Annotated in this window: 23 protein-coding genes and 1 pseudogene; 9 read left to right on the plus strand and 15 right to left on the minus strand. The window is 71.9% G+C overall.

Features of this window, described 5'->3' with window-relative positions; genetic code table 11:
- Window positions 1-2 precede the first annotated feature (2 nt).
- The 3 genes from hrpB to Van01_RS24535 form a co-directional block, all read right to left on the minus strand.
- The gene (gene hrpB / locus Van01_RS24525) at window positions 3-2,573 is read right to left on the minus strand and encodes an ATP-dependent helicase HrpB (RefSeq protein WP_204012167.1); all 2,571 of its coding nucleotides are present in this window, start codon (window positions 2,571-2,573) and stop codon (window positions 3-5) included.
- Between the two features lie 338 nt (window positions 2,574-2,911).
- Window positions 2,912-3,157: a DUF397 domain-containing protein gene (locus tag Van01_RS24530; RefSeq protein ID WP_204012170.1), complete on the minus strand. Its 246-nt coding sequence runs from the start codon at window positions 3,155-3,157 to the stop codon at window positions 2,912-2,914.
- Between the two features lie 43 nt (window positions 3,158-3,200).
- Complete coding sequence (locus Van01_RS24535; RefSeq protein WP_204012173.1) at window positions 3,201-4,043, minus strand: helix-turn-helix domain-containing protein; 843 nt, start codon at window positions 4,041-4,043, stop codon at window positions 3,201-3,203.
- Window positions 4,044-4,184: 141 nt separating this feature from the next.
- Here Van01_RS24535 and Van01_RS24540 point away from each other — a divergent pair, with 141 nt between their 5' ends.
- From Van01_RS24540 to Van01_RS24550, 3 genes are read left to right on the plus strand one after another with little or no spacing between them, the layout of a single operon-like run.
- Window positions 4,185-4,811 carry a GOLPH3/VPS74 family protein gene (locus Van01_RS24540; protein WP_204012176.1) on the plus strand — a complete coding sequence of 209 codons (627 nt, stop codon included), beginning with the start codon at window positions 4,185-4,187 and terminating at the stop codon, window positions 4,809-4,811.
- Between the two features lie 37 nt (window positions 4,812-4,848).
- Complete coding sequence (locus tag Van01_RS24545) at window positions 4,849-6,372, plus strand: APC family permease (protein ID WP_204012180.1); 1,524 nt, start codon at window positions 4,849-4,851, stop codon at window positions 6,370-6,372.
- Window positions 6,369-6,962 (plus strand): GNAT family N-acetyltransferase, encoded by a 594-nt coding sequence (locus tag Van01_RS24550; protein ID WP_239099271.1) that lies wholly within the window; start codon window positions 6,369-6,371, stop codon window positions 6,960-6,962. Before Van01_RS24545 ends, Van01_RS24550 begins: the two co-directional genes overlap by 4 nt.
- Before the next feature lie 66 nt (window positions 6,963-7,028).
- On the opposite strand, the gene Van01_RS24555 is transcribed toward Van01_RS24550, so the two are convergent.
- Complete coding sequence (locus tag Van01_RS24555; RefSeq protein ID WP_204012181.1) at window positions 7,029-7,853, minus strand: SigB/SigF/SigG family RNA polymerase sigma factor; 825 nt, start codon at window positions 7,851-7,853, stop codon at window positions 7,029-7,031.
- A gap of 391 nt (window positions 7,854-8,244) precedes the next feature.
- Here Van01_RS24555 and Van01_RS24560 point away from each other — a divergent pair, with 391 nt between their 5' ends.
- Entirely contained in the window at window positions 8,245-8,979 is a 735-nt protein-coding gene (locus Van01_RS24560; protein ID WP_204012182.1) for an acetoacetate decarboxylase family protein, read from the plus strand.
- On the opposite strand, the gene Van01_RS24565 is transcribed toward Van01_RS24560, so the two are convergent.
- Complete coding sequence (locus Van01_RS24565) at window positions 8,928-10,517, minus strand: phospholipase D family protein (protein WP_204012303.1); 1,590 nt, start codon at window positions 10,515-10,517, stop codon at window positions 8,928-8,930. The two genes, Van01_RS24560 and Van01_RS24565, sit on opposite strands and share 52 nt — an antisense overlap.
- A gap of 122 nt (window positions 10,518-10,639) precedes the next feature.
- Between Van01_RS24565 and Van01_RS33555 the strand changes: the two genes are divergently transcribed.
- Window positions 10,640-10,768: a hypothetical protein gene (locus Van01_RS33555; RefSeq protein WP_275410390.1), complete on the plus strand. Its 129-nt coding sequence runs from the start codon at window positions 10,640-10,642 to the stop codon at window positions 10,766-10,768.
- 52 nt (window positions 10,769-10,820) lie between these two features.
- Here Van01_RS33555 and Van01_RS24570 read toward each other — a convergent pair whose 3' ends face one another.
- Both Van01_RS24570 and Van01_RS24575 read right to left on the minus strand, forming a co-directional pair.
- Window positions 10,821-11,807, minus strand: a complete 987-nt coding sequence (locus Van01_RS24570; RefSeq protein WP_204012183.1) for a pirin family protein — start codon at window positions 11,805-11,807, stop codon at window positions 10,821-10,823.
- A 10-nt stretch (window positions 11,808-11,817) separates the two neighbouring features.
- Entirely contained in the window at window positions 11,818-12,300 is a 483-nt protein-coding gene (locus tag Van01_RS24575; RefSeq protein ID WP_204012194.1) for a MarR family winged helix-turn-helix transcriptional regulator, read from the minus strand.
- Window positions 12,301-12,473: 173 nt separating this feature from the next.
- Here Van01_RS24575 and Van01_RS24580 point away from each other — a divergent pair, with 173 nt between their 5' ends.
- Complete coding sequence (locus Van01_RS24580; protein ID WP_204012195.1) at window positions 12,474-12,995, plus strand: GNAT family N-acetyltransferase; 522 nt, start codon at window positions 12,474-12,476, stop codon at window positions 12,993-12,995.
- Between the two features lie 60 nt (window positions 12,996-13,055).
- On the opposite strand, the gene Van01_RS24585 is transcribed toward Van01_RS24580, so the two are convergent.
- Both Van01_RS24585 and Van01_RS24590 read right to left on the minus strand, forming a co-directional pair.
- Window positions 13,056-13,643, minus strand: a complete 588-nt coding sequence (locus Van01_RS24585; protein WP_204012196.1) for a general stress protein — start codon at window positions 13,641-13,643, stop codon at window positions 13,056-13,058.
- Window positions 13,644-13,835: 192 nt separating this feature from the next.
- Window positions 13,836-15,218: a glycoside hydrolase family 6 protein gene (locus Van01_RS24590; protein ID WP_204012209.1), complete on the minus strand. Its 1,383-nt coding sequence runs from the start codon at window positions 15,216-15,218 to the stop codon at window positions 13,836-13,838.
- Window positions 15,219-15,401: 183 nt separating this feature from the next.
- On the opposite strand from Van01_RS24590, the gene Van01_RS24595 reads away from it, so the two are divergent.
- Window positions 15,402-16,343 (plus strand): NAD(P)/FAD-dependent oxidoreductase, encoded by a 942-nt coding sequence (locus Van01_RS24595; RefSeq protein ID WP_204012308.1) that lies wholly within the window; start codon window positions 15,402-15,404, stop codon window positions 16,341-16,343.
- Window positions 16,344-16,459: 116 nt separating this feature from the next.
- Here the strand turns inward: Van01_RS24595 and Van01_RS24600 are convergent.
- Both Van01_RS24600 and Van01_RS24605 read right to left on the minus strand, forming a co-directional pair.
- Window positions 16,460-17,656 (minus strand): annotated as a pseudogene (locus Van01_RS24600) (cation:proton antiporter); the annotation flags it as partial.
- A 141-nt stretch (window positions 17,657-17,797) separates the two neighbouring features.
- Entirely contained in the window at window positions 17,798-19,927 is a 2,130-nt protein-coding gene (locus Van01_RS24605; RefSeq protein WP_204012214.1) for an ATP-binding SpoIIE family protein phosphatase, read from the minus strand.
- Between the two features lie 188 nt (window positions 19,928-20,115).
- Here Van01_RS24605 and Van01_RS24610 point away from each other — a divergent pair, with 188 nt between their 5' ends.
- The gene (locus Van01_RS24610) at window positions 20,116-20,976 is read left to right on the plus strand and encodes a mechanosensitive ion channel family protein (RefSeq protein WP_204012215.1); all 861 of its coding nucleotides are present in this window, start codon (window positions 20,116-20,118) and stop codon (window positions 20,974-20,976) included.
- 65 nt (window positions 20,977-21,041) lie between these two features.
- Here Van01_RS24610 and Van01_RS24615 read toward each other — a convergent pair whose 3' ends face one another.
- Entirely contained in the window at window positions 21,042-21,416 is a 375-nt protein-coding gene (locus tag Van01_RS24615; RefSeq protein ID WP_204012216.1) for a DUF6401 family natural product biosynthesis protein, read from the minus strand.
- Window positions 21,417-21,574: 158 nt separating this feature from the next.
- Here Van01_RS24615 and Van01_RS24620 point away from each other — a divergent pair, with 158 nt between their 5' ends.
- Complete coding sequence (locus Van01_RS24620; RefSeq protein ID WP_204012220.1) at window positions 21,575-22,021, plus strand: hypothetical protein; 447 nt, start codon at window positions 21,575-21,577, stop codon at window positions 22,019-22,021.
- Window positions 22,022-22,054: 33 nt separating this feature from the next.
- Here Van01_RS24620 and Van01_RS24625 read toward each other — a convergent pair whose 3' ends face one another.
- From Van01_RS24625 to Van01_RS24635, 3 genes are all read right to left on the minus strand, one after another.
- Complete coding sequence (locus Van01_RS24625) at window positions 22,055-22,342, minus strand: hypothetical protein (RefSeq protein WP_239099272.1); 288 nt, start codon at window positions 22,340-22,342, stop codon at window positions 22,055-22,057.
- A gap of 94 nt (window positions 22,343-22,436) precedes the next feature.
- Window positions 22,437-22,694, minus strand: a complete 258-nt coding sequence (locus Van01_RS24630; RefSeq protein ID WP_204012222.1) for a hypothetical protein — start codon at window positions 22,692-22,694, stop codon at window positions 22,437-22,439.
- Between the two features lie 134 nt (window positions 22,695-22,828).
- The gene (locus Van01_RS24635) at window positions 22,829-23,290 is read right to left on the minus strand and encodes an SRPBCC family protein (protein WP_204012224.1); all 462 of its coding nucleotides are present in this window, start codon (window positions 23,288-23,290) and stop codon (window positions 22,829-22,831) included.
- Window positions 23,291-23,332: the final 42 nt, after the last annotated feature.

A 23,332-nucleotide genomic window follows, 5' to 3' on the forward strand; every position in this document is an offset into this window, starting at 1 on the left:
ACTCAGGAGCGCCGCCCGGCCCGCCGGGTCGGCGCGGCAGTGGTGGGGTCCTCCGGCCAGGGGTGGCGCGGATAGCGTCCGCGCAGCTCGGCGCGGACCTGGCGGTAGCCGGAGCGCCAGAACGAGGCGAGGTCGGCGGTGACCGCCACCGGTCGTCCCGCCGGGGAGAGCAGGTGCAGCAGCACCGGCACCCGCCCACCACCGACCCGGGGCGCCTCCGGCCAACCGAAGGTCTCCTGAAGCCGGACCGCGAGGACCGGCGCGGTCGGGTCGGCGTAGTCGACCCGGATCCGCGAACCGCTGGGCACCGTGATTCGCTCCGGCGCCAGTTCGTCCAGCCGTCCGGCCAGCGGCCAGGGCAGCAGCCGGCGTAGCGCACCGGCCACGTCGATCCGGGCCAGGTCGGCCCGGCGTCGGGCGTGTGCCAGCTCCGGCCCCAGCCAGTGCGGCGCGCCGGCCAGCAGCGCCTCGTCGGAGACGTCGGGCCAGTCGTCGCCGAGTGCGTACCGGCAGAACGCCAGCCGCTCCCGCAGCGCACTGGCGCCCGGCGTCCAGGTCAGCAGATCGAGGCCGGTGTCGCGCAGCCCGGTCAGCAGGGCGGCGGCCACCTCGTCCCGGTCGGGTCGAGCCAGTGGTCGGTCGGTCAGCCCGATGGCGCCCAACCGGAGCACCTCCCGGGCCACCACGTCCCCACCCGACCACCCGATCTCCCGCTGAGTGCGGAGCAACGGGCCGGCCACCTCGCGGGCGGTCGCCTCGTCGATGACAGCGGCGAGCCGGATCCGGGCGGCCGGTGCGCCCGGAGCACGGTCGGCCACCGCGATGGCCAACCATTCGACGCCCACCAGCCCCGACCCGGGCGGCAGCTCCGCCGCGGTCCCGCCGCTCATCAGGTACGCCGAACCGCCCGCCCGGCGCGCCCGGGCCAGCCGTTCCGGGTACGCCAACCCGACCAGCAGCCCCGCGGCGAGGTCATCGGGCAACCATGCTTGCTGATCGCCGACCGGCCGATGCCCACGCCGTCCATTCCGCTCGTCTGGTTCGCCTGGCCCCTCGGGGCGCTGCGGTCGGTCGGGCAGGGCGGCGCGCAGCCGGCGTACCTCCGCTCGCCAGCGGGCGGTGGCGCCCGGGTCGGTGCCGGCGCGCAACCGACGCCAGGCGGCAGCGAGATCGTCGCCGGCCCCGACAACCGTCGACTCGGCGAGCAACGCCATCACCTGCGCGGCGCGGTCGGCACCCACCCGGTCGGCCCCGTCGAGCAGGGCGCGGGCGAGCCGGGGATGCGCTCCGGCGGCGACGACGGCCCGGCCCCGCTCGGTGATCCGCCCGTCCGCGTCGATCGCGCCGAGTGCGCTCAGGGTCTCGGACGCCACAGCCATCGCCGCCGCCGGAGGCGGATCGGGAAGCGCGAGCCCGGCTCCGCCGGGTGCGCCCCAGGCGGCGAGTTCCAGGGCGAAGCCGGTCAGGTCAGCGGTGGCGATTTCCGGTTCCGGCTGCGCGGGCAGCCGCTCGTGCACTCCCGGCGACCAGCAGCGGTACACCTGACCCGACGCCTCCCGACCGGCCCGGCCGGCTCGCTGCGTCGCCGCCGCGCGGGACACCGGCACGGTGACCAGCGCGCCCAGCCCTCGAGCCAGGTCCAGCCGAGCGACCCGGGACAGGCCCGCGTCCACCACCGTCCGTACGCCCGGCACGGTCAGGCTGCTCTCCGCCACCGCCGTGGCCAGCACGACCCGCCGGCGTTCTCCCGCCCGCAGCGCGGCGTCCTGCTCAGCGCCGCTCTGGCGGCCGTGCAGGCGTAGCACGTCGACGCTGTCGCGCAGGTCTACCAGCCGGCCGGCGACGGCGGTGATCTCACCCACGCCGGGCAGGAAGACCAGCAGATCACCGTCCTGCTCGCGCAGCGCCCGCCGGACGGTGGCCGCGACGTGGTCGAGCAGTACCCGGTCCACCGGTCCCGCGCCGGGCGGTGGCACGGGCCGGGTCGGTGGTGCCCAGATGCGAGTCACCGGATGCAGCGCCGACGACGCCCGAACCACGGGCGCCGGCGCCGGACCGCCGATCAGGGCGGCGAAACGGTCCGCCTCCGGCGTCGCCGACATGGCCAGCAGCCACAACTCGGGACGCAGCGCGGCCCGGGACTCCACACTGAAGGCGAGCGCCAGATCGGCGTCGAGCTGACGTTCATGGATCTCGTCGAGCAGCACCGCGTCGACGCCGGCCAACTCCGGGTCGTGGTGCAACCGGCGGACCAGCAGACCGGTGGTCACCACCTCCACCCGGGTACGGGGTCCGGCCCGCCGCTCACCCCGGACCGCGTAGCCGATCCGACCACCGACCGGCTCGCCGAGCAGGTCCGCCATCCGTCGGGCGGCCGCCCGGGCTGCCACCCGACGGGGCTGGGCGACGATCACCCGCCCGGCCACCGCCTCGGCCACGGCGAGCGGGGCGAGGGTGGTCTTACCGGTGCCCGGCGGGGCGACCAGGACCGCGCTGCCCGCCGAGCGCAGCGCCGCCACAAGCGTCGGCAGCACCGGCCGGACCGGCAGGTCAATTGCCACCTCGGAGAGCACGCCTCCAGTCTCGCACCGCGCCTGCTCCGCCCCGTGCCCCTGTCCCTGTGCGCTGCCGCCAGGTGCGCTCGGCCGTCGTTGGCCCAGGTACGCCGTCACATCTCGTAGCCGCGCGGGGGTCCAACCATGAACTCCCTCGCCACCTTTGCTCTGCTTCAACCCACGCAACGGTTACGTTCCGCGACAGTCGGTCTGCCGATGCGTCGGGCAGACGTCAGTACCTCAGCAGCTCAGAGGGGGAGTGCGTGGGTTGAAGCAGAGCAAAGCGCGGAGGGAGGGAACGAGGGTGGGAGGTATCGTGGTCGCGGACAGTAACCTGCCGTGGGTGGATCTGTAGGTCACAGATGGTGACGGGTCTGAGGGGAGCTCTGGAGGTCGTGCCGGGAGAACCGGTCGCGACTGTGGACGCTGGCGACGAAGCTGCGCCAGGTCGACGGGGGGAAGGTCAGCACGGGGCCGCGACGGTCCTTGCTGTCCCGTACCGCGACTCCACAGTCGACGGTGGCCACCTCGACGCAGTTGCCATTGCCCACACTGCGCGTGCTGGTGCGCCACTCCGCCCGGGACAGGTCGAGCGCGGTCATCGCGATCCCTTCGTCGATACCGACAGTGACCGCGATGCAGCGGTCACGTAAAGTAGCGAGAAGCTTCCTTCAGGCGGATCAGGGACGCCGCTGGATCGAGTGCCAGACTGCACAGCCTCTCGTGCACAAGGCTATACGAGCGCACTTGCGCGGCCTCCTCCAGTGCCAGGCCGGTGGAGAGATTTTCCAGGTAGACGACGGCCGCGTCGGCCGCGTCGGCGAAGGTGAGGAGCACGTACGGCGAGTTCATCGCCGGATGCCCGCCGACGTTGAAGGGAAGTACCTGGATAGTGACGTTCGGTAGTTGAGCGATGGTCTCCAGGTGGGCCGTCTGCCCCGCCATGACGCTGCGGTCGCTGACAGGGCGTAGTAATACCGCCTCGTTCAGCACGACCGACAGCTCCACCGGATCGTCGCCGCGCAGCACATCCTGCCGGCGTAGCCGGGCAGCCACCTTGCGGTCCAGATCGTCCTCGCCGGCGGTGAGCCGGTACACCTCACGGGCGTACGCCTCGGTCTGCAACAGACCTGGCACCGCCTCGGCTTCGTACGTGCGCAGGGTGGCGGCCTCGGCCTCCAGTCCGACGTAGAACTCGAACCAGTCCGGGAGCACGTCGCTGTAGTGCTGCCACCAGCCACGTTGCTGGGCGCCCCGGGCGATCTCGATGAGCGCCTCGGCGTCGTTCCCAGTGACCTGGTACAGCGCGAGCGCGGCTCGGACATCGCGGGGCTTGATGCCGATCTGCGCGTTCTCGATGCGCGACAGGTTGCTCTTGGACATGTCCAGCTGCCGGGCGGCGACATCCAGGGTCATCCCGGCACGTTCCCGCAACTGGCGTAGTTCGCGGGCGATACGGCGGCGTCGGACGGTGGGGCTCGCGGTCACCCTCCGAGTCTGTCACGGGAAAAGGCGCAGGTCGCACCACCACGGAGTGCAACTGCCGAAAACGGGAGTTGCGTTGCAGTTGCGCTCGGTGCATCCTTTCCCGGTTAGCGATCACTGTGGACGGCCGGCTCGGGAGGACGTGTGCTCACCGCCGACGAGTTCTTTCTGATCGCGCACAACGACACCCGGGGCAAGGCGAAGCTGCACCCGGCGGCGACCAGCCTCGGGCTGGCCGGGGGACTCCTCGGCGAGCTGATCCTCTATGGACACATCACGGTCACCGCCGGCCAGGTCGGCGTGATCGACCGTCGACCTCCGGCTGACGCGTTGGCGCACACCGTGTTGGACCAGTTGGTCGGCGAGGCACAGCACCAGTCGGTACGGACCTGGCTCAGCTTCCTCGCCCAGACCTCGGTGACCTCGGTCGGGGAACGGCTGTCCCGGGCCGGCGTGCTGCGGCGGCAGGAGAGCCGGCGGCTGCTCCGGACCAGCGTCACCTACCAGCCGATCGACCTCAACGTGGTGGCCTGGCCGGCCACCCGGCTGCGGGCGCTGCTGGAGCGGGCCGAGCCGCCGAGCGTGCCCGACGGGACGCTGCTCGGGCTGGTCGCCGCCGCCGGGCTGACCCGAGAGGTGCTGTGGAGCGCTGGTCCGCGCGCACACCACCGACTCAATCTGATCATCCCGGCTCTGCCGGCCCCGCTGAAGGAACTCGTGGCGCACACCGAGGCCGCCGTCGGTGCGGCGGTGCTGCGCGGCGCCCCCTGACCCGGTACACCCCCTTCCCCTCAGACCGGAGCAGTACATGTCCTCGACAGCGACAACCGAACGACCGAGCAACGTCTCCGAGGCGCTGGCCCGTGGCCGGCTCGGCGTACCCTCGGTGATCTTCTTCGTCCTCTCCGCGGCGGCCCCGCTGACAGTGGTCGCCGGTGTGGTCACCACCGGCTACGGGGTCATCGGAGTGCTCGGCATTCCGCTTGCCTTCCTGGCGGTGGCCGCGGTCCTCGCGGTGTTCTCCGTCGGCTACGTGGCGATGGCCCGTCGGATGGCCAACGCCGGTGCCTTCTACGCGTACGTGGCCCGTGGGCTGGGCCGCCCGGCCGGGGTGGGCACGGCCTGGGTGGCTCTGATCGCCTACAACGCCCTTCAGGTCGGGCTCTACGGCACCATCGGCGCGGCGGCGGCACCGGTGCTGGACCGGCTGTTCGGGATCACCCCGCAGTGGTGGGTCGTGGCGCTTGTGGCCTGGGCGCTGGTGGCGATGCTGGGCCTGCTCCGGGTGGACATCAACGGCATGGTGCTGGCGGCGCTGCTCTGCGCCGAGATCGCCATCATCGTGGTGTTCGACCTCGGCCAGTTGGGCAACCCGGCCGCCGGCGGCATGAGCTTCGCCGCGTTCTCGCCGGAGAACTTCTTCGTGCCGGGGCTCGGCGCGGTGCTGGTGCTGGCGATCCTCGGCTTCGTCGGTTTCGAGGCAGCTGTGGTGTTCAGCGAGGAGAGCAAGGACCCCAGGCGTACGGTGCCGATGGCCACGTACCTGTCCGTGGCGATCATCGCGGTGGTCTACGCGCTCTCCTCGTGGAGCATGACGGTGGCCGTCGGACCGGACCGGATCGTCGAGGAGGCCGGCACCCAGAGCGTCGAACTGATCTTCAACCTGGCCGGGGCGCATCTGGGTGACACCGTCCTGACCATCGGGCAGGCGCTCTTCCTGACCTCGGTGCTGGCCGCGATGATCTCGTTCCACAACACCACCGCGCGCTACACCTTCGCGCTGGGCCGGGAGCGGGTGCTGCCGGCGGTGTTCGGGCGGACCTCACCGACCACCGGCGCGCCCCGGGCCGCCTCGCTGGCGCAGAGCGCGCTCGGCCTGGTGGTGATCATCCTGTACGCGGTGAACGGCTGGGACCCGGTCCTGCAGCTGTTCTTCTGGCTGGGCACCAGCGGTGGCTTCGGCGTGCTGTTGATGATCGCCACCACCGCGGTCGCGATCATCGCGTACTTCGCCCGCAGCGGTGAGCGGGAGACGCTGTGGCGGCGGGCGATCGCGCCCGGCATCGCCGCCATCGCGCTGGTCGCGATCATCGTCCTGGCGGTGCAGAACTTCGCCAACCTGCTCGGGGTCGAGCCGGACTCGCCGCTGCGCTGGGCGATTCCGGTGGCCTACCCGGTGGCGGCGCTGCTGGGCGGGCTGTGGGGCCTGTCGCTGCGGCGACGGCGCCCTGACACGTACGCCCGGATCGGCCTCGGCGCGGAGAGCGCGGCGGCCGTCGTGACCCCCTCGCCGGTCACCGAGCCGGTACCGACGGCGGAGGCGCGGCGGTGACCCGGCCGGAGATCGGTCAGCTCGGCGAGGGCGACGCGCGCTGGGTCGCCGCGCGGATCGCCGAGGCGTTCATGGTGCTGGACCAGCCCCGCTGGCTGGTCCCGGACGAGGCCAAGCGGGAGGCGGTGCTGGCCGGGAACTTCGAGATCATCGTCGAGCACGCCCTGCGGCACGGTCTGGTGTTCGGCACCGAGGATCGCACCGGGGTGGCGGTCTGGCTGCCGTCGGTCGGCGAACCGCTGCCACCGCCTGAGGACTACGACGCCCGGCTGGCCTCGGCGTGCGGGGAGTGGACCCCGAACTTCGTGCACCTGGACGAGTTGTTCGCGGCCAACCATCCGCATGCCGACCATCACCATCTGGCGCTGCTGGCGGTGCGTCCGGACCGCCAGGGCCAGGGTGTCGGCACCGCGCTGCTGCGCCACCATCACGCCTGGCTGGACGCCAACGGCATGCCGGCGTACCTGGAGGCGAGCAGCGAGACCAGCCGCGACCTGTACGCGCGGCACGGCTACCGGGTCGCCGAGCCGTTCCGGTTGCCCGACGGTACGCCGTTCTGGCCCATGTGGCGGGAGCCCGTCGCCGGCTGAGCCGGCCCGCACACGATGGTGGCCGGGCCCGACGGGCCCGGCCACCAACACCACCCCTCAGCGGGTCTAGTACGTACCGTCGAGCTGCCCCCGCAGCTTCGTCAGGGCCCGGGCCAGCAGCCGGGACACGTGCATCTGCGAGACGCCGATCTGCTCGGCGATCTGCGACTGCGTCAGGTTGCCGTAGAACCGCAGCGTGAGAATCTTCTGCTCCCGCTCGTCGAGCGTGGCCAGCGCCGGGCCCAGCGCCACCCGCAGCTCGGCCAGCTCGAACTCGCTGTCCTCACCGCCGAGCATGTCGCCCAGCTCGGTCGCGCGGTCGCCGTCACCGGTCGGGGTGGACAGCGACACCGCGTTGTACGCGCGGGCGCCTTCCAGGCCCTCCAGCACCTCTTCCTCGGTGAGCTTGAGGTGGGCGGCGATGTCGGCGACCGTCGGGGAGCGGCCCAGGGTCTGCAGCAGGGAGCTGTTGGCGTCGGAGATGGCCAGCCGCAGCTCCTGCAACCGCCGGGGTACCCGGATGTCCCACGTCCGGTCGCGGAAGTGCCGCTTCAGCTCGCCGATGATCGTGGGGATCGCGTAGCCGGCGAAGTCGACCCCACGGGAGGGGTCGAACTTGTCGATGGCCTTGATGAGGCCGACGGCGGCGGTCTGCGCGAGATCGTCGGTGGGCTCGCCCCGACCGCTGTAGCGGTGGGCGAGGTGGTTGGCCAGCGGCAACCAGGCCTCGATCGCCCGGTCGCGCAGCGCGGCCCGGGACGGGTGCCCGGCCGGCAGCGCGGCCATGGCGTTCAGCAGCTCGGCGGCGCTGTCGGTGAGCGAGCGCGGGTCGAGCTTCGGGGCGGTGGTTGCCGAGGTGGTCGCCGATTCGGTGATCGTTGACGCGGTCATGGTGGTCCTCCCTGCACCTCGTCCGCGGATATAGACGTGACGCTTTGGTTAGTTCTGTTAGTACGTTCGGGAGTCACCTTAGCCCGATCGTCTCCCAGAAATCTAGCCGAACGGACGATGTACTTACGTTATTTCTGGGCAGGAAAGCGACAAAGCGGTGCAGTGTGGCGGGCCGATGGCAGGGAGATCGTCACGGATGCGCCGACGGAATGACCAATCGGACCAGTCCCAGATGTCCGAACGACTCTCGCTCCCAGGCTGTGCGAGGGCGGCAGGACGCCGAACGGACGATGTCCGCCGCAGAGGGCAAGCGGAGTGTCACCAATCCGTCGTTGTCCCGTGAACGGGACTGGGCCTAGCGTCGCGGGTACATCCCTGATCCGGAGGTGCCGTGCTCGATCCTGCCGTTCCCCACCTCGTCGTGAACTGCCGGACGCTGTACTTCAGCTGGCTGCCGGCGGATCCGGACGCGGTGGCGTCGCTCGTTCCCCCGGGGCTGCGACCCCACCCGGACCGGGAAGTCTTCATGAACCAGTACGTGGTGGACGACGCGAGCCAGACCTCCGGCTTCGGCTCGTACTCCCTGACCTATCTCGGCGTCACGCTCGTCGGCATGGACGCGCCGGACGGGGTGACCCCGGGCGGCTGGTGGACCGACTACGTCACGTCCAGCGAGCGGGTACGCGGCTATGCCCTGGCCCGGGGCGCGCCGGCGGTGTCCGGCCGGACCAGCATCACCGAGCAGGGCGACACCATCGTCACCGAGACCGGTATCGACGGCGTGCCGGTGATCCGGGCCCAGGTGCGGGTCGGCGACACCGGGCACGCGGTGCACAACGGCCACCACCGCTATCTGACCGAGCTGCACGGTCAACTGATCAGCAGCATCTACCCGGTGGTGGCCGAACCGTCCAACTCGTTCGAGATCGAGTCGGTCGAGTTCCTCGATCCGGACCACCCGGTGTACGCGTTGCGCCCGGAGAACCCGCTCACCATCGCCTGGGGCTACTACTCACCGCGCTCCTCGTTCGCGTACCCGGGCGGGCTGACGGTGCTCGGCCAGGTGGAACCGGGTTACCAGGTGCCGGACCGGCGGGCGCGCAGCGGTCTGCCGTCGGGGTCGTAGACCAGGCGGTACACCGGCAGCGCCCAGGCCCGGGTCCACCAGGGCAGTCGCCGGGTGCGGTGTGGGCGCAGCCGGCCGGGCGGGCGTGGGCCCACCTTTCCGCCGTCGTGCCAGCGCTGCAACGCCTCCGCCGCGGCGGTGATCGCGGCGACCGCGTCGTCCGGGTCGATCAGGTCCGCGTCGTCGCCGCCGTCCGGATCACGGTCCAGGTGCTCGCGGAGCAGGCGCAGGCGTAGCTCCCGGGCGAACCGCCGCGCCCCGTCGCCCTGACCGGCCGGATCGAGTGGGTGGCGGCCGTCAGGAGTCTCGTCAAGCACCGCGCAGGACAGCTCGCTGTCGTGGGTCCAGGACCGCCTGTTGAAGTTGTCGCTGCCGACACAGGCCCACACGTCGTCGACCACGCATGCCTTGGCGTGCACGTAGACAGGCGTGCCGGCCTGGTTCTCCACGTCGAAGACGTGCACCCGCCCGGCGGCGGCCCGCTCGCACAGGGCCAGCGCCTGCTCGCGACCGACGGTGTTCGGTGGCAGGGCCAGCCGGCCGTCCACGTCGGGATGACGGGGTACCACCGCGACCAGGTGCAGCTCCGGATTGTCGCGCAGCGCCGCGGCGAAGAGGTCGGCCACCTCGGTGGACCAGAGGTACTGGTCCTCCAGGTAGATCAGCCGACGGGCCCGACGTACCGCCTTGGTGTAGCCCCGGGCCACCGTGCGCTCGCCGTCCGGGGCGAACGAGTACCGGGGCCGGACCGCCGGATAGGTGCGCAACACCTGAACGTGGTGCGGCCCGCAGACCGGCGGATCGGCAGGTTGCTCCGGCAGCGACCCGGGCGAGAGGTCGCTGCCGCGGAGCCGGTCGCGCAGATAGGCGAGCGGGTTCTCCGAGTCCAGCGGCATCGGGTCGGTCCACCGCTCGCGGAACGTGGTGTCCAGCGCGCCCACCACCGGCCCCCGCAGCGCGAGCTGCACGTCGTGCCAGGGCGGATGGTCACCGTAGGCGGCGGCCATCCGTACCGCCTGCGGGTCGCCGTGGTGCGTGTCGTCGTCGCGGCGGCTGTGGCACAGGTCGATGCCGCCGACGAAGGCGATGTCCCGGTCGGGGGCGGCCGGGCGGCGCAGCACGACAAGCTTCTGGTGGTGCGATCCGCCTCGCCGGACCCGCTGGTCGAGCAGCACCTCGCCGCCGGCGGCGGAAACCGCCTCGCTGAGGTTGCGGTTCTCCTCGTGGCTGTAGGACAACACGTCCAGGTGTGAGCGCCAGATCAAACCCTTGACCACCACGCCGCGCTCAGCGGCGCGGGCGAACAGCTGGGCGACAGTCGGCCCGTCCGGGCGCAGCCGCTCGTCCGGGTCACCCCGCCAGTCGGCGAAGAAGAGGTGGTCGCCGGCGCCCAGCTCCTTCACCTCGGTGACCAGACGGTCGAAGTACGCGGCACCGTGAATCAGCGGCTCGGCGAGGTTTCCGCTTGTCCAGACGGGTAACTCAGAGACCGGGTTGGCGCGTTCCGGTGCGGTGAGGAACCAGTCCTGCAGCGGCACGCTCCCGCCCTCGGAGAGGTCGTTCACGTCCTCACGATACGAACCCAGGGTCGGGCTCGCACGCCGGTGAGCTGTCGGGTGACGGTGACCGACCCCACCCCGAGCAGCGAGGGAGCCGCAGCATGTCCGGCGAGCCGACGAACTCCGTGACCGAAAACCGCGAGCAGGCGGTGGAGGGGGAGCGGGGGGCGCTGTTGACCGTACTGGTGATGGTCCTGCTCGGCCTGGCCGGCATCTTCGCCGTCTCCTGAGCCGGGCAGGGCGGCCCCGGAACCGGAGCCGCCCCCTGCGCACAGTTGTTGGTCAGGGACGCTCGCCCTGGCCGCCGGTGTGCGGCAGTCGCTCCGCCGGGATCACACCGAGTCGGCCGGCCTGGAAGTCCTCGAACGCCTGGATCAGCTCGTCGCGGGTGTTCATCACGAACGGCCCGTAGTGTGCCACCGGCTCCCGGATCGGCAGGCCGCCCATGATGTAGAGGTCCAGGGTCGGGGTGCGGCTGTCCTGGCGGGCGTTGGCCTTGAACCGCAACGCGTCGCCCGGCCCGTGCACGGCCAGCTGACCGGTGCGTACGCCGCGCCCGTTGGCGCCGACAGTGCCTCGACCGCCGAGCACGTACACAAGCGCGTTGAAGTCGGGCCGCCAGGGCAGGTCGACCTGCGCCCCGGGCTCGACAGTCACGTGGGTGACGGTGATCGGGGTGTACGTGGAACCAGGCCCCTGGTGGCCGGCGATCTCACCGGCGATCACCCGGATCAGCGCGCCACCGTCCGGGGTGGTGAGCAGCGCCGCCTGGTTACCGCGGATGTCCTGGTACTTCGGTGGGCTCATCTTGGCGTCCCGGGGCAGGTTCACCCACAACTGGGTGCCGTGGAACAGCCCACCGCTGACCACCAGGTGCTCCGGCGGGGCCTCGATGTGCAGCAGGCCGCTACCGGCGGTCATCCACTGGGTGTCACCGTTGGTGATGGTGCCGCCGCCGCCGTGGCTGTCCTGGTGGTCGAAGATCCCGTCGATGATGTAGGTGACGGTCTCGAAGCCCCGGTGCGGGTGCCAGGAGGTGCCCTTCGGCTCGCCCGGGGCGTAGTCAACCTCGCCCATCTGGTCGAGCATGATGAACGGGTCCAGCTCGCTCATCGGCACCCCGGCGAATGCCTTGCGTACCGGGAAACCCTCGCCCTCGAACCCGCTGGGCGCGGTGGTGAGCCGGCGGACCGGCCGGAACGCGGTGGACTCGTCCAGTCGGGGCAGCCGGGGCAGGACGAGGACGTTGTCGACGGTGATGGCGGGCATCGGAGCTCCTTCAGGTGTCGCCGGGGGTGGCGTCGTCGCCGTCGGCCCCTCGCAGCCGTCGGCCGAGCCGAGTGAAGATCCTGTTCAGTACGGCGACCTCGGCGTCGTCAAGGTCGTCCATGAGATGGGTACGCACGGATCGCAGGTGGTGTGGTGCGGCCTCCCGCAGCGCCAGCAGCCCGGCGGCGGTGAGCACCGCCTCGCTGCCCCGCCCGTCCTGGGGGCAGGGTTGGCGCGCGACCAGGCCCCGCCGTTGCATGGAGGAGACCTGATAGGTCAGCCGGCTGGGTGAGAAGACCAGGCGGTCGGCCAGCTCACCCATCCGTAGTCGCTGCCCGGGCACCTCGGAGAGCAGCACCAGCACGTGGTAGTCGGCGAAGCTGAGCCCGCTGGCGGCCCGCAGATCGTCCTCCAGCCGGGTGAACAACCGCTGACTGGCCTCGATGTACGTCCGCCAGGCGGTCAGGCGGTCGCGGTCCAGGCGCTCGGTCACGCCGCAACGGTAGCACCTCTTCAAAATTTGAACAAAGAGCCCCTGTCGTGCGCGAAGTGGAGCGGTGGGGAAGCCTTCGGCATCGGTGGTGAAGCTTTGAAGGACGTCTACCGGATCGGCTCCGGGAGGTGTCCGGTGGGTGCCCGGCACCGGCGGTGTGAGACTCTGCCGCCGTGGAACTGACCGCTCCCGGCCTGCTGCTGCGTCCCTGGCGGGACACGGACGCACCCGCCGTCCTGGACGCCTGGCGTGATCCGGCGATCGCCCAGTGGAACCCGCAGGGCGACTCGTTCGACCTCGACGCCGCCCTGCGCTGGCTACGCTGGCGGGCCGACTGGTCCGGCGGCGGGCACGTGTCGTTGGCGGTGGTCGACCCGACCGATCCGGAGACCCTGCTCGGCTCGGTCTCGCTGCACCGCATTCACGCAGGCGACGCCTCGATCGGTTACTGGACCGTGCCCGCCGCCCGTGGCCGAGGGGTCGCCACGGCGGCGGTCGTACGGCTCAGCGGATGGGCCTTCGCCCACCTCGAGTTGGAGCGGATCGAACTCTGCCACGCGGTGGCCAACCCGGCGTCCTGCCGGGTCGCCGAGCGCGCCGGCTTCCTGGCCGAGGGCACCTTGCGCCAGTCGTACCGCTACGGCGACGGTCGTCGCTACGACGAGCACCTGCACGCCCGCCTCGCCTCCGACTGACCGGCATCGCGGCAGCGGGCGGCCCCGCGCCCAGCGGGACCGCCCGAGTCTCACGCGGTGTCAGCTCGCTGTCTGTGGCGCGCGCCCACCCAGGTTCAGCCGGGCGAGCAACTGGCGGGCCTGGTCGGCCACGTCGGCCTCCACGGTTACCGCGTACTGGCTGGCCCGCAGCGAACTGGCGGAGGTGAAGTCCCGCTGCCCGCCGGTCATCGCGTGCGCGACGGCACCGAAGACGGCACCCCAGAGCGCACCGATGACCAGACCGGCGAGGATCACCGCCACCCAGTTTCCGACGGTGAAGATGCCGAACAACAGGCCGATGAACAGACCGAACCAGGCACCCGTACCGGCTCCGACGAGCGCCGCGCGGGCCGTGGTCAGCCGGCCCAGCACCGTCTCCACAAGGGTCAGGTCGGTGCCCACGATGGCTGTGCGCTCCACCGGGAACCTGTTGTCGGCGAGGTGGTCCACCACCCGCTGGGCGGCCGGATAGTCCGGGAACGCGCCGATCGTCACGGTCGGCGGCCCGGTCTGCGGCCCGTTCCCGTCGCCACTGGGAGCCGCCGGACGACCGCCGGGGCCCGACGGGAGCGTGCCGCCGCCGGTCACACCCGGCTGCCAGGCCGAGGGGTTCGACTGTGTGGTCATCTGTCTCCTCCTTCGTCATCAGCCGCCTTCCCGCGGCGGCGCGGCGGTAACACCCCGGCGACGTCCGGCTCGCCGGCCCCGCGCCGCCGCTGTCACCGTGGCGCGGCGGGACCGGTGCGGGTCGGACAGGGGTGGGCCCCCGGCCACCACAGGTACGGGTGGTGGCCGGGGGCCCCGGGACGGGTCAGGGGATCAGGCGCAGGCGGTGCCGTTCAGGCTGTAACCGCTCGGTGCGGACAGGCTGCTGCCCGTGTACGTGCCCTGGAAACCGACGCTGAGCGTGCCACCGCTGGACAGGTTGCCGTTCCAGGGGGCGTTGCGGACGGTGATCTGGTTTCCGGACTGGCTCCACTCACCGTTCCAGCCGTTGCTCAGCCGTACCCCGGAGGCGACGTTGAAGGTGAGGTTCCAGCCGTTCAGCGCCGAGCCGCGGTTGGTCACCCGGATCTCGGCGGTGAAGCCACCGGTCCACGTGTTCGGGGTGAACGTCACCGAGCAGCCTCCGCCGGGCGGGTTGGTGGTCGGCGGCGCGGTGGTGGGCGGTGCGGTGGTGGGCGGCGCGGTGGTCGGCGGCGCGGTCGTCGGCGGCGCCGTGGTCGGCACCGGGCCGGCCGCGATGGCCAGGTCGTACGCCCGCTGCGGCACGAACTGGCCCGCTGCCGCGATGCAGCCGTCCGCCTCGCCCGGCAGCTTCACCCAGAGGAACGCGTCGATGGCGGAGTCACCGGTGTTCGTGGTGCTCGGGGTGCCGATCGCGCGTCCCGGCGGGTCGCACCACTCGGAGCCGGCCGGACCGTTGCCGTTGCGGCTGGTGTCGACGACCGCCTTCAGCCGGGAGTTGCCGGTGGCCGCGATGATCTGCTTGGCGTACGAGACCTCGTCGGCGGTGCGCCGGTAGTTCGACACGTTCACCGAGATGCCGTCGGCGCTGTTGGCGATGTCGGCGGCGTTCAGCCGGGCGGCGGCCTCACCGGCGGAGAGCCAGCCGCCGTGGCCGATGTCGAAGTAGACCTTCGCCGCCGACGAACCCCGCTTGAGCGCCTTGCCGGCGTACGCCATCGAGGCCCGGACCTCGGCCTGCTGGCTCTCGTTCATGCAGCTGCTCATGATGGGGAGCACGTCGGGCTCCAGGATGATGCTGGCCGGGCGACCGCCGAGGCCCGCGGCGACCTGGTCCACCCACTGCCGGTAGGCCGAGTGGTTCGGCGCGCCGCCCGCGCTGTGGTTGCTGCAGTCACGGTTGGGGATGTTGTAGACCACCAGGATCGGGATCTTGCCGGCGGCGGCTGCCGCGCCGACGAAGGAGTCCACCTCGGCGCGTACGGTCGAGGTGTTCGTGGTGGTGTACCAGCGGGGCTGGGGCACGCTGGCGATCCGGTCCCGGATCACCGCGGTCTTGGAGTCGTTCGGGTTGGCCGCCACCCAGCGGGCGGCGCTGGTCTGCGGGTCGACGTAGAAGGCGGAGTCGGCGGCCGCGGCGGGCGCGGGGCGCAGCGCGCCCAGGCCGACGCTGCCGGCCACGGTCAGTGCCGTCGCCACGACGCCGACCAGAGCGAACGTGCTTCGGGTTCTCATGGTCTGCTCCTCGTACCCATCGAAGAAAGTGCGTGGAAGCGCTCCCACATGTCCGACAAGGTAACGGGCCGATTGCCGGCTTGTGAAGACCTTCCGGAAGTATCCAGCGATGTGCGGGCCACGACGTCGCCCGGTGGCGGTCCGCCACTCTACGATCACGGGATGCGTGCTGACCGTTCCGGCGTGGTGGTGATCGGTGCCGGCATCGCCGGTGTGGCCTGCGCCCGGGAGCTGTCCGACGCCGGCGTCCCGGTCCAGATCCGGGAGCGGGGACGGGTGGTCGGTGGCCGGATGGCCAGCCGGCGCTTCGACGGCCGGCCCGCCGACCTCGGCGCGGCCTACTTCACGGTGAGCGATCCCGAATTCGCCGAGGTGGTGCGCGGCTGGCAGACCGCCGGCCTGGCCCGGGAGTGGACCGACACCTTCGTCGCGTACGACGGTGGGGGCCGCCGCGAGGTTCGCGGGCCGATGCGGTGGGCGGCACCGCGCGGACTGCGCTCGCTTGTCGAACATCTCGCCCGGGACCTGCCGGTGGTGGTGAACCGGCTGGTGCTCGGGGTCGGGCCGGGACCGACAGTGGACGGCGAGGAACACGCGGCGGTGGTGCTGGCGACGCCCGGCCCACAGGCCGCGTTGCTGCTCGACCCGGAACTCGTCGCCGCCACCGAGGCGGTGGGACGGCAACGGTGGTCGCCGACACTTGCGGCGATGCTGCGGTTCCCCAGCCGGCGGTGGACCGAGTTCCGGGGCGCGTTCGTCAACGACCACTCACTGCTCACCCTGGTCTGCGACGACGGTGACCGGCGCGGCGACGGCGACGCTGTCCTGGTCGCGCACACCACCGACACGTTCGCGGCCGGGCACCTGGCCCAACCCACCGCGGCCGGGCCGGAGATCGAGGCGGCCGTGCGCGACCTGCTCGCCCTGGCCGACCCGGCGGAGCAGGTGCACGTGCACAGGTGGACGTATGCCAGACCGGCCGACGGAGGTGGCCCGGACACCGGCTTCCATCTCGACGACGACGGCATCGGGTTGGCCGGTGACGCGTTCGGCGAACCCCGGGTGCAGACCGCCTGGCGCTCCGGTCGCGACCTGGGCCGGGCCCTGGCCCGCCGACTGACCTGACGGACCCGGTCGGCCGCCACCCGGGTCGTCGACCAGGCCACGACGGCTGTGGGATAGCCATCCGGGGTGGACGTCCTGGTCCGCTGACCAGATGCGTCCAGCAGCCGCATGACCGGGGTCGCCGCGATGCCGTGCGTCACCACGGAGACGATCACCACCAGGGCGGTGGTGGCCCAGACCAGCTCCGCCTGGGGAAAATCCGCCTTCGTGGTGGCATAGGCCAGGTAGTAGAAGGAGCCGATGCCCCGGATGCCGAAGGCGGCGATCACCAGGTGCTCCGCTGGCCGTCCCGGCGCGCCGCGCAGTGCCAGCCAGCCGATGAGCGGTCGGACCAGGAACACCAGAGCCAGGCCGACGAGTGCTGCGGGCCAGGTCAGCTCAGCCAGCAGACCACCGATCACCGCACCGCCCAGCAACAACAGCATCAACACGGTGAGCAGCCGTTCCACCTGCTCGGCGAAGTCGTGCAGGACCGCGTGGTACTCGTGGCTCCGCTCCGCCGCCCGAATGGCGCGGGCTGCCACGAAGACCGCCAGGAAGCCGTAGCCGCCGGCCACCTCCACCAGCCCGTACGCCAGGAAGGTGGCGGCGAGCGCCAGGAATCCCTCCGCGTGCCGGGCCAGGCGCAACTCGCTGGGCGCCCGGAAGAAGAGTTTCCCGAGCAGCCAGCCGATCACGAGCCCACCGATCACCCCCGCCCCGACCTTGTAGAGCAGGTCGAACGTGATCCAGCGGACCAGCCAGTCGCCGGGGGCGAGGCCGGCGCCCGCGATCGCGATCGCCGCGTAGACGAACGGGAACGCCAGGCCGTCGTTCAGCCCGGCCTCCGAGGTGAGCGCGAACCGAACCTCGTCCTCGGCATCCTCATCGGCGTTGGGCTCGCCGACCTGGACGTCACTTGCGAGTACCGGATCGGTGGGTGCCAGTGCCGCGGCGAGCAGCAAGGCGCTGGCTGGTACCAGACCCGCCCACCACCACCCGAGCAGTGCGACGGCGACGATGCACAGCGGCATGGCCACGACCAGCAGCCGCCACGTCGACGACCAGCGCTGCCAGCTCAACGGACGGTCGATTTTCAGGCCGGCGCCCATCAACGCGACGATCACGCAGATCTCGGTCAGGTGGGTGGCGAGCGTCCGCTGGGTCAGGGGATCGGGCACGGGCAGGCCGATGGGCAGCGCGTAGATCAGCATCCCGAGACCGAGGAACGCCAAAGGCATCGACAATGGTCGCCTTTCCAGCAGCCTCGGCAGGATGCCAGCGAGCAGGGCAGCCACACCCACCACCGCGAATGCCACGTCGAACGTGTCCACCAGACCGCCCCTCGCCCCGCCGCCCCTGAAGGACAGGTGGCGCAGAACGTGCCCCCGCCGAGGTCCCGGTAATCCGAGGATGTGTCAACGGGGTGGCAACTCGTGTTCGACAGCGGGCGGGGTGGGCCCCGGGCCGGGTGCTCAGGTGGGCGGAAGCAGGATCTCGAACCAGACCGTCGAGCCGCGGACCGTGGGGTCGGTGCCCCAGGCGTCGCTCAGCTCCTCGATCAGGCCCAACCCCCGCCCCCGGCTGCTCAGCGTCTCCGTGCGGGCCCGGGTCACCGTACCCCGGGAGCCCGAGTCGGCCACCGACACGAGCAGGCGCTCAGGGCTCAGGTCGACCTCCACCCGGGCGGCGGTGCCCGCGTGCAGCAACGCGTTTGTGGTCAGTTCGCTCGTGCACAGTACCGCCGCGCCGATCACCGACTCGGCCACCTCCCACTCGGTGAGCTGGGCCGTCATCCAGTGCCGCACCCGGCTCGGCGCGGTCGGCTCGGCGGGTACCTCCATCCGCGCCGACCGGCTCGGACGCAACGCGTACTCGACGGCGAGCACCGCCACGTCGTCCTCGGTCGCGCCGGGCACGGCGGCGGAGGCGACCCCGCACAACGACCTCGGGTCGCCACTGGGGGCGCCGGCCACCGACTCCGCCAGGCGGGCCAGGCCGTCCGACAGCCCGCGCCGGCGTCGTTCCACCACACCGTCGCTGAACAGCAGCAGCGTGTCGCCGGGGGAGAAGGCGACGGTACGCGTCGCGGCGCGGTATCCGACCCCCAACGGGGCGCCGGAGGGCACGTCGACGTACTCGGCCCTCGGCTCGCCGGACGGGGCACAGCGACGCACCAGCGGCGCCGGATGCCCGGCGCTGGCCAGGGTCAGCTCCTCCCGGCCGACGTCGATGACGCCGAACGCCACGGTGACGAACAACTCGTACGTGCCGGCCTCGGCGCCGAGGCTGCCCACCAGGCGGTCGAGCCCGGTGAGCACCTGGTCGGGGCGGGGGTCGTTGAGCGCCAGCGCGCGCAGCGCGGCGCGTACCTGACCCATCCGGGCGGCGGCCTGCACGTCGTGGCCGGCGACGTCACCGAGAACCACCCCCAGTTCGCCGGTGGGCAGCACGAACGCGTCGTAGAAGTCCCCGCCCGCGGCGTTTCCGTCGACGCCCGGGTCGTACCGGGCGGCGATCCGCAGCCGGGGCAGAACCGGCAGGTTCTCCGGCAACATGCTGCGTTGCAGCAGTTGGGCGGTGCCGTGCTGGGTCTCGAACCGGCGGGCCCGCTCGGTCGCCTGCCCGATCAGCTCGGCGGAGGCGGCCAGCAGCGCCCGCTCCGCCGCCGACCACGGATGCGCCGAGCGGTAGCCGACGGTCAGCGCCCCCCGGACCACCGAGGCCCGCAGCGGTACCGCCGCCAGGGCGCGGATCTTCTGGTCGTGCCGGTCGACAGCGATCTCGTGCAACGGCTCGCCGTCGTCGATGAAGGTGGCCTGTCCGGTGCGGGCGCTGACCACCGCCGGGGCCGACCAGCCGGCCGGACCCCGCCGCCACAACGGGGGCAGCCGCTCGTCCGCTTCGTCCACCAACTCGCCCCGGACCCGTCGGACCATCCGCCATCCGGCGGCACCGCCCCCGTCGTCGACGGCGAAGGAGACCCGGTCGGCGTCGAACGAGGTGATCGCATAGCGCAGGGCGACCCGGGCCACGTCGTCCAGGGTGAGGGTGCCGGAGAGGGCGGCGGCGAAGTCGCTGAGGCCCTGCAACTGACGGGTCGCCGGGCTGGTCTCGGCGACCACGGACAGGACGCCGACGACCCGGCCCCGGCTGTCGCGTACGGGGGAGCACGCCCGGGTGTAGACGGGCTGGTCGAGGGCGCCGGCGGCATGGTGCAGCGGGAGCGGGATCTCCTTGTCCAGCAGGGGGGTGCCGGTGCGGTAGGCGTGCTCGATCACGTCACCGATCCCGGGACGCTGCCACACCTCGGCGAAGACCTCGGCGGCCGGCCGGGCCACGGCGTGGGGATGCCGGTCGCCGATCAGTTCGGCGTACGCCTCGTTGTAGAGCAGCAGCAACTCGGCGCCGAGGTGCAGGGCCATCGGAGCCGGCGAGCCGAGCACCACCTCAGCGGTCGCCCGGACGGCGGGGTCCCACGACTCGTACGGGCCGAGCGCTGTGGCACCCCAGCGGGGGTGGCCGGCGACGGCCGCCGTGCCCGGCACCGCCGTGCCCGGCAGCGGGCCTGCTGGCGTGGGTACTCGCCCGACCGTTCCTGGCATGAACGCAGCCTAGTCCGCCCGCTCGACAGGCGTTCCCGATCATCGGCCGGGCGCGTCGGCCCGAGACATCAGGGCAGGTCAGAGCCGCTCCGATGCGATCTGTCCAGAAAAAGGGGCGGATCGGAGCGGCGTGCTGGCCGGGGGAAGGGGTAAGCGCGCGGGGCAATCCATGCGACAGGAGGGACGTCATGCCGGAAACCCTCGCGGCCAGGCAGGTCAACATCGGTGACGCCGCGGCCGACATGTGGAGGTCGGTGCTGCTGTTCGTGCCGCGGGCCCTCGCGTTCATCGCGATCCTCGTGGTCGGATGGCTCATCGCCAGAGCCGTGCTCAAGATCGTCGACGCGGCTCTGGAACGGGTGGGGTTCGACCGGGCGGTCGAACGGGGCGGTATCAAGCGCGCGCTGGAACGGACGAAGTACGACGCCAGTGACATCCTGGCGAGGCTGGCGTACTACGCCGTGCTGCTGTTCACGCTTCAGTTCGCCTTCGGCGTCTGGGGACCGAACGCGATCAGTGATCTGATCGCGGGCGTGGTGGCGTGGCTGCCACGGGCCTTCGTGGCGATCGTCATCGTGGTGGTGGCCGCCGCGATCGCCAACGCCGTGCGGGACCTCGTCACCGGGGCGCTCGGCGGGCTGTCGTACGGCCGGTTCCTGGCCGACGTGACGGCGATCTTCATCATCGCGCTGGGCGTGATCGCGGCGCTCAACCAGGTGGGCATCGCCACCACCGTCACCCAGCCGGTGCTCATCGCGGTGCTCGCCACGGTGGCGGGCATCCTGATCGTCGGCGTCGGTGGTGGTCTGGTGCGGCCGATGCAGAACCGCTGGGAAGGCTGGCTCACCAGAGCCGCCGAGGAGTCGCGGGCGATCCGCGAGCAGCGGCAGGGTGCCGAGGCCGGTCGCGGCGACATGCAGCGGCAGATGGCCGACCGGACCGGTGCCGCCCAACCGGCCTCCCGGGGATCGGAGTCCTCGATGGCCGGCGGACGGGGTACTTACCAGTCCGGCACCGCCGGCGACGAGACCCAGCAGTTCCGTCCGTGACGGTCGGTCTCGTCGGCAGTCGTACCGAGGACGGGTGTCCGCCGCAGGGCGGGCACCCGTCGCCCTCACAGCGGCGGCGGCTGCGGGGCCGGCGTGTCCAGGGCGGCCGTCAGCGCGCAGACCGCGAGCAGGCGCACCAGCACCCAGTCCGCCTCCGCCCAGTCGACCGGGGCGTCGGCCGGCCGCCAGCCGTACTCCTCGGCGGCGGCGCGAAGGCCCTCGGCGTAGCCGGCGAGACCCGCGGCGGTCAACGGCCGTCGGTCCCCGTGCAGGCTGTCGCGCACCGCTGCGGCGTGCTGGTCGACGGCGGCGAGCAGCCCCGGCCGGCCGGTGGCGGCGGCAAGCCCGTCGAGGCCCACGGCATGGGCGAGCGTGACGAGGGTGGACCGCGCCGAGTCGACGGCGGTGGGGTGGGTGACCCGGTTCGGCGGCACGCGCATGGGGAACGAATGTAGCCAACCCGCGACGCCTCGACCTCGGCCGCTCGGTCCGTCACCGCCTCCCCGCGGTTGCCCGCCAGGTGTCCGGGGGGATCGAGTCGGACGCGGCGGGCGGCGGAAACCGGACGCCGTGGCACGGCCGGCACCAGGAGGTACGGATGGACTCCCGCGACGAACCCGACGAGCGGCACCGGCGACCGCCCGGAGTGAGCGACGACACGGTGGCCGCCCTCGGCAAGCTCAGCGAGGCCCTGGAGTGCGTGGAACGCGCCCGTGGGCAGCTCTACTCGCTGCACCAGCTCATCGGGCACGCCGACCTGATGCTCGACGACGCGGTACGGATGTTCCGCGACGCCGGCCACCCCGAGATCGCCCACCGCATCGCCGACGAGCTGGTGGGTCGCAACGTCATCGCCGGCCGGTGGACATTCCAGATCGTCGAGGACTTCGACGACGGCTACCATGCGCTGTTCCGCGACGTGGAACGGTCGGCACGCGAGCAGCTGGTCGGTGGTCGACGGCACCTCTACGAGGCGGAGATGAAGGAGCGCCGCCGGACGCACGGGCGGTCAGGCCACGAGGTGCGTCCGGCCGGCGAACCGTGACGCCTCGGCTCAGCCGAGGACTTCGGGCAGCCTCTACTCGGAGGAACGTACGTCCGCCGGGCGACGACGCGCGGCGTCGTCGGCGATGATCACGGTCGCCACCATCAGCGCGACGCAGAGGCTGAACAGCCATGAGCTGTCGTCGACCAGCCTGGCGGAAACGGGCGCCTGGACGGCGGCGAGGAGAAAGCCGAGCCATGCCAGGCGGCGCTGACGCGTGGAGAGGAAGCCGGAGCCCTGATGCATTCCGAAAGTCTTGCGCGCGATGCGGCCATTGCCGTCAGCCGAACGGCCGATTCTGGCTGAGCTGTCCGAATTCACCGTCCGTTCGGCGGACCCGTCGGGGCTGGCCGGCGCGGCGTTCCGGGTACGAGCGCGAAGCGCGGCACGAGCCGGAACGTACCCGGAGATGGTGTCAGAGAGTGTCCGGACCGGTGCGTCCGGTGGTGGACGGACGGTAGGCCCGGTCGGGGTCGGTGGGTTCACGGCCGGTGCCGGGCACCTCGCCGCCCCGGTCCGCCGCCTCGGGGCCGTGCCCGAAGGCGGCTTCCTCTCCGGCGTCGTTGCCCGTCACGTCGTCGGCCTGCCCGTCGAGCGTGGACCTGGCGACGGCCCGGTCCAGTTCCTCAAGCGGGAGTCGTTCCTCGTTACGCCACGTCCTGTCGTCGGTCATGCCTTCGCGGTACCCCGGCCCGGTCGTCGCAAACGACACCTTCCCAGGCGGCGGGTGACCGTCCGGCGGTGGCGGGCGCGACGCGACGACGGCCGCCGGCGGACCCGGCGGCCGTGGAAGATCTCATCGCGGGATCAGGGCTGGGGACGGTCGACCTGCCCGCGCCACGCACCGGTCTCCTGGCCACGTCGCTCGATGAACGTCTTGAACCGTTGCAGGTCTCCCTTTGCCCGGCGGTCGACCACGCCCAGCTTGTCGCCGGCCTGCTCGATCACGCCGTGCGGGTCGAACTCCAACTGGAGGCTGACTCGGCTGTTGTTCTCGTCCAGCCGGTGGAAGGTGACCACCCCGGCGTGCTGGGTGCCGCCGGTCGAGCGCCAGGCCACCCGCTCGTCGGGCAACTGCTCGGTGATCTCGGCGTCGAACTCGCGCTTGACCCCGGCGATCTCCACGGTCCAGTGGGTCATCGTGTCGGAGACTTGGCGAATCTCCTGCACACCCTCCATGAACTGCGGAAACTCCTCGAACTGAGTCCACTGGTCGTACGCCGTCCGGACCGGGACGGCCACGTCGACATGCTGCGTCACGCCACTCATCGTTGTCCTCTCCTGCGCTCGGTGCGGTTGCGGACCGGTCCG

The organism is Micromonospora andamanensis (genome assembly GCF_016863495.1).
Classification (GTDB): domain Bacteria; phylum Actinomycetota; class Actinomycetes; order Mycobacteriales; family Micromonosporaceae; genus Micromonospora; species Micromonospora andamanensis.

Excerpts from the sequence above, each read along its gene's own strand:
- Van01_RS24545 (WP_204012180.1), top strand. The coding sequence starts at position 4,849 with ATGTCCTCGACAGCGACAACCGAACGACCGAGCAACGTCTCCGAGGCG.
- Van01_RS24585 (WP_204012196.1), bottom strand. The coding sequence starts at position 13,643 with ATGACCACACAGTCGAACCCCTCGGCCTGGCAGCCGGGTGTGACCGGC.
- Van01_RS24570 (WP_204012183.1), bottom strand. The coding sequence starts at position 11,807 with ATGCCCGCCATCACCGTCGACAACGTCCTCGTCCTGCCCCGGCTGCCC.
- Van01_RS24610 (WP_204012215.1), top strand. The coding sequence starts at position 20,116 with ATGCCGGAAACCCTCGCGGCCAGGCAGGTCAACATCGGTGACGCCGCG.
- Van01_RS24555 (WP_204012181.1), bottom strand. The coding sequence starts at position 7,853 with ATGACCGCGTCAACGATCACCGAATCGGCGACCACCTCGGCAACCACC.
- Van01_RS24620 (WP_204012220.1), top strand. The coding sequence starts at position 21,575 with ATGGACTCCCGCGACGAACCCGACGAGCGGCACCGGCGACCGCCCGGA.
- Van01_RS24530 (WP_204012170.1), bottom strand. The coding sequence starts at position 3,157 with ATGACCGCGCTCGACCTGTCCCGGGCGGAGTGGCGCACCAGCACGCGC.
- Van01_RS24630 (WP_204012222.1), bottom strand. The coding sequence starts at position 22,694 with ATGACCGACGACAGGACGTGGCGTAACGAGGAACGACTCCCGCTTGAG.
- Van01_RS24590 (WP_204012209.1), bottom strand. The coding sequence starts at position 15,218 with ATGAGAACCCGAAGCACGTTCGCTCTGGTCGGCGTCGTGGCGACGGCA.
- Van01_RS24635 (WP_204012224.1), bottom strand. The coding sequence starts at position 23,290 with ATGAGTGGCGTGACGCAGCATGTCGACGTGGCCGTCCCGGTCCGGACG.
- Van01_RS24605 (WP_204012214.1), bottom strand. The coding sequence starts at position 19,927 with ATGCCAGGAACGGTCGGGCGAGTACCCACGCCAGCAGGCCCGCTGCCG.
- Van01_RS33555 (WP_275410390.1), top strand. The coding sequence starts at position 10,640 with ATGTCCGGCGAGCCGACGAACTCCGTGACCGAAAACCGCGAGCAGGCG.
- Van01_RS24615 (WP_204012216.1), bottom strand. The coding sequence starts at position 21,416 with ATGCGCGTGCCGCCGAACCGGGTCACCCACCCCACCGCCGTCGACTCG.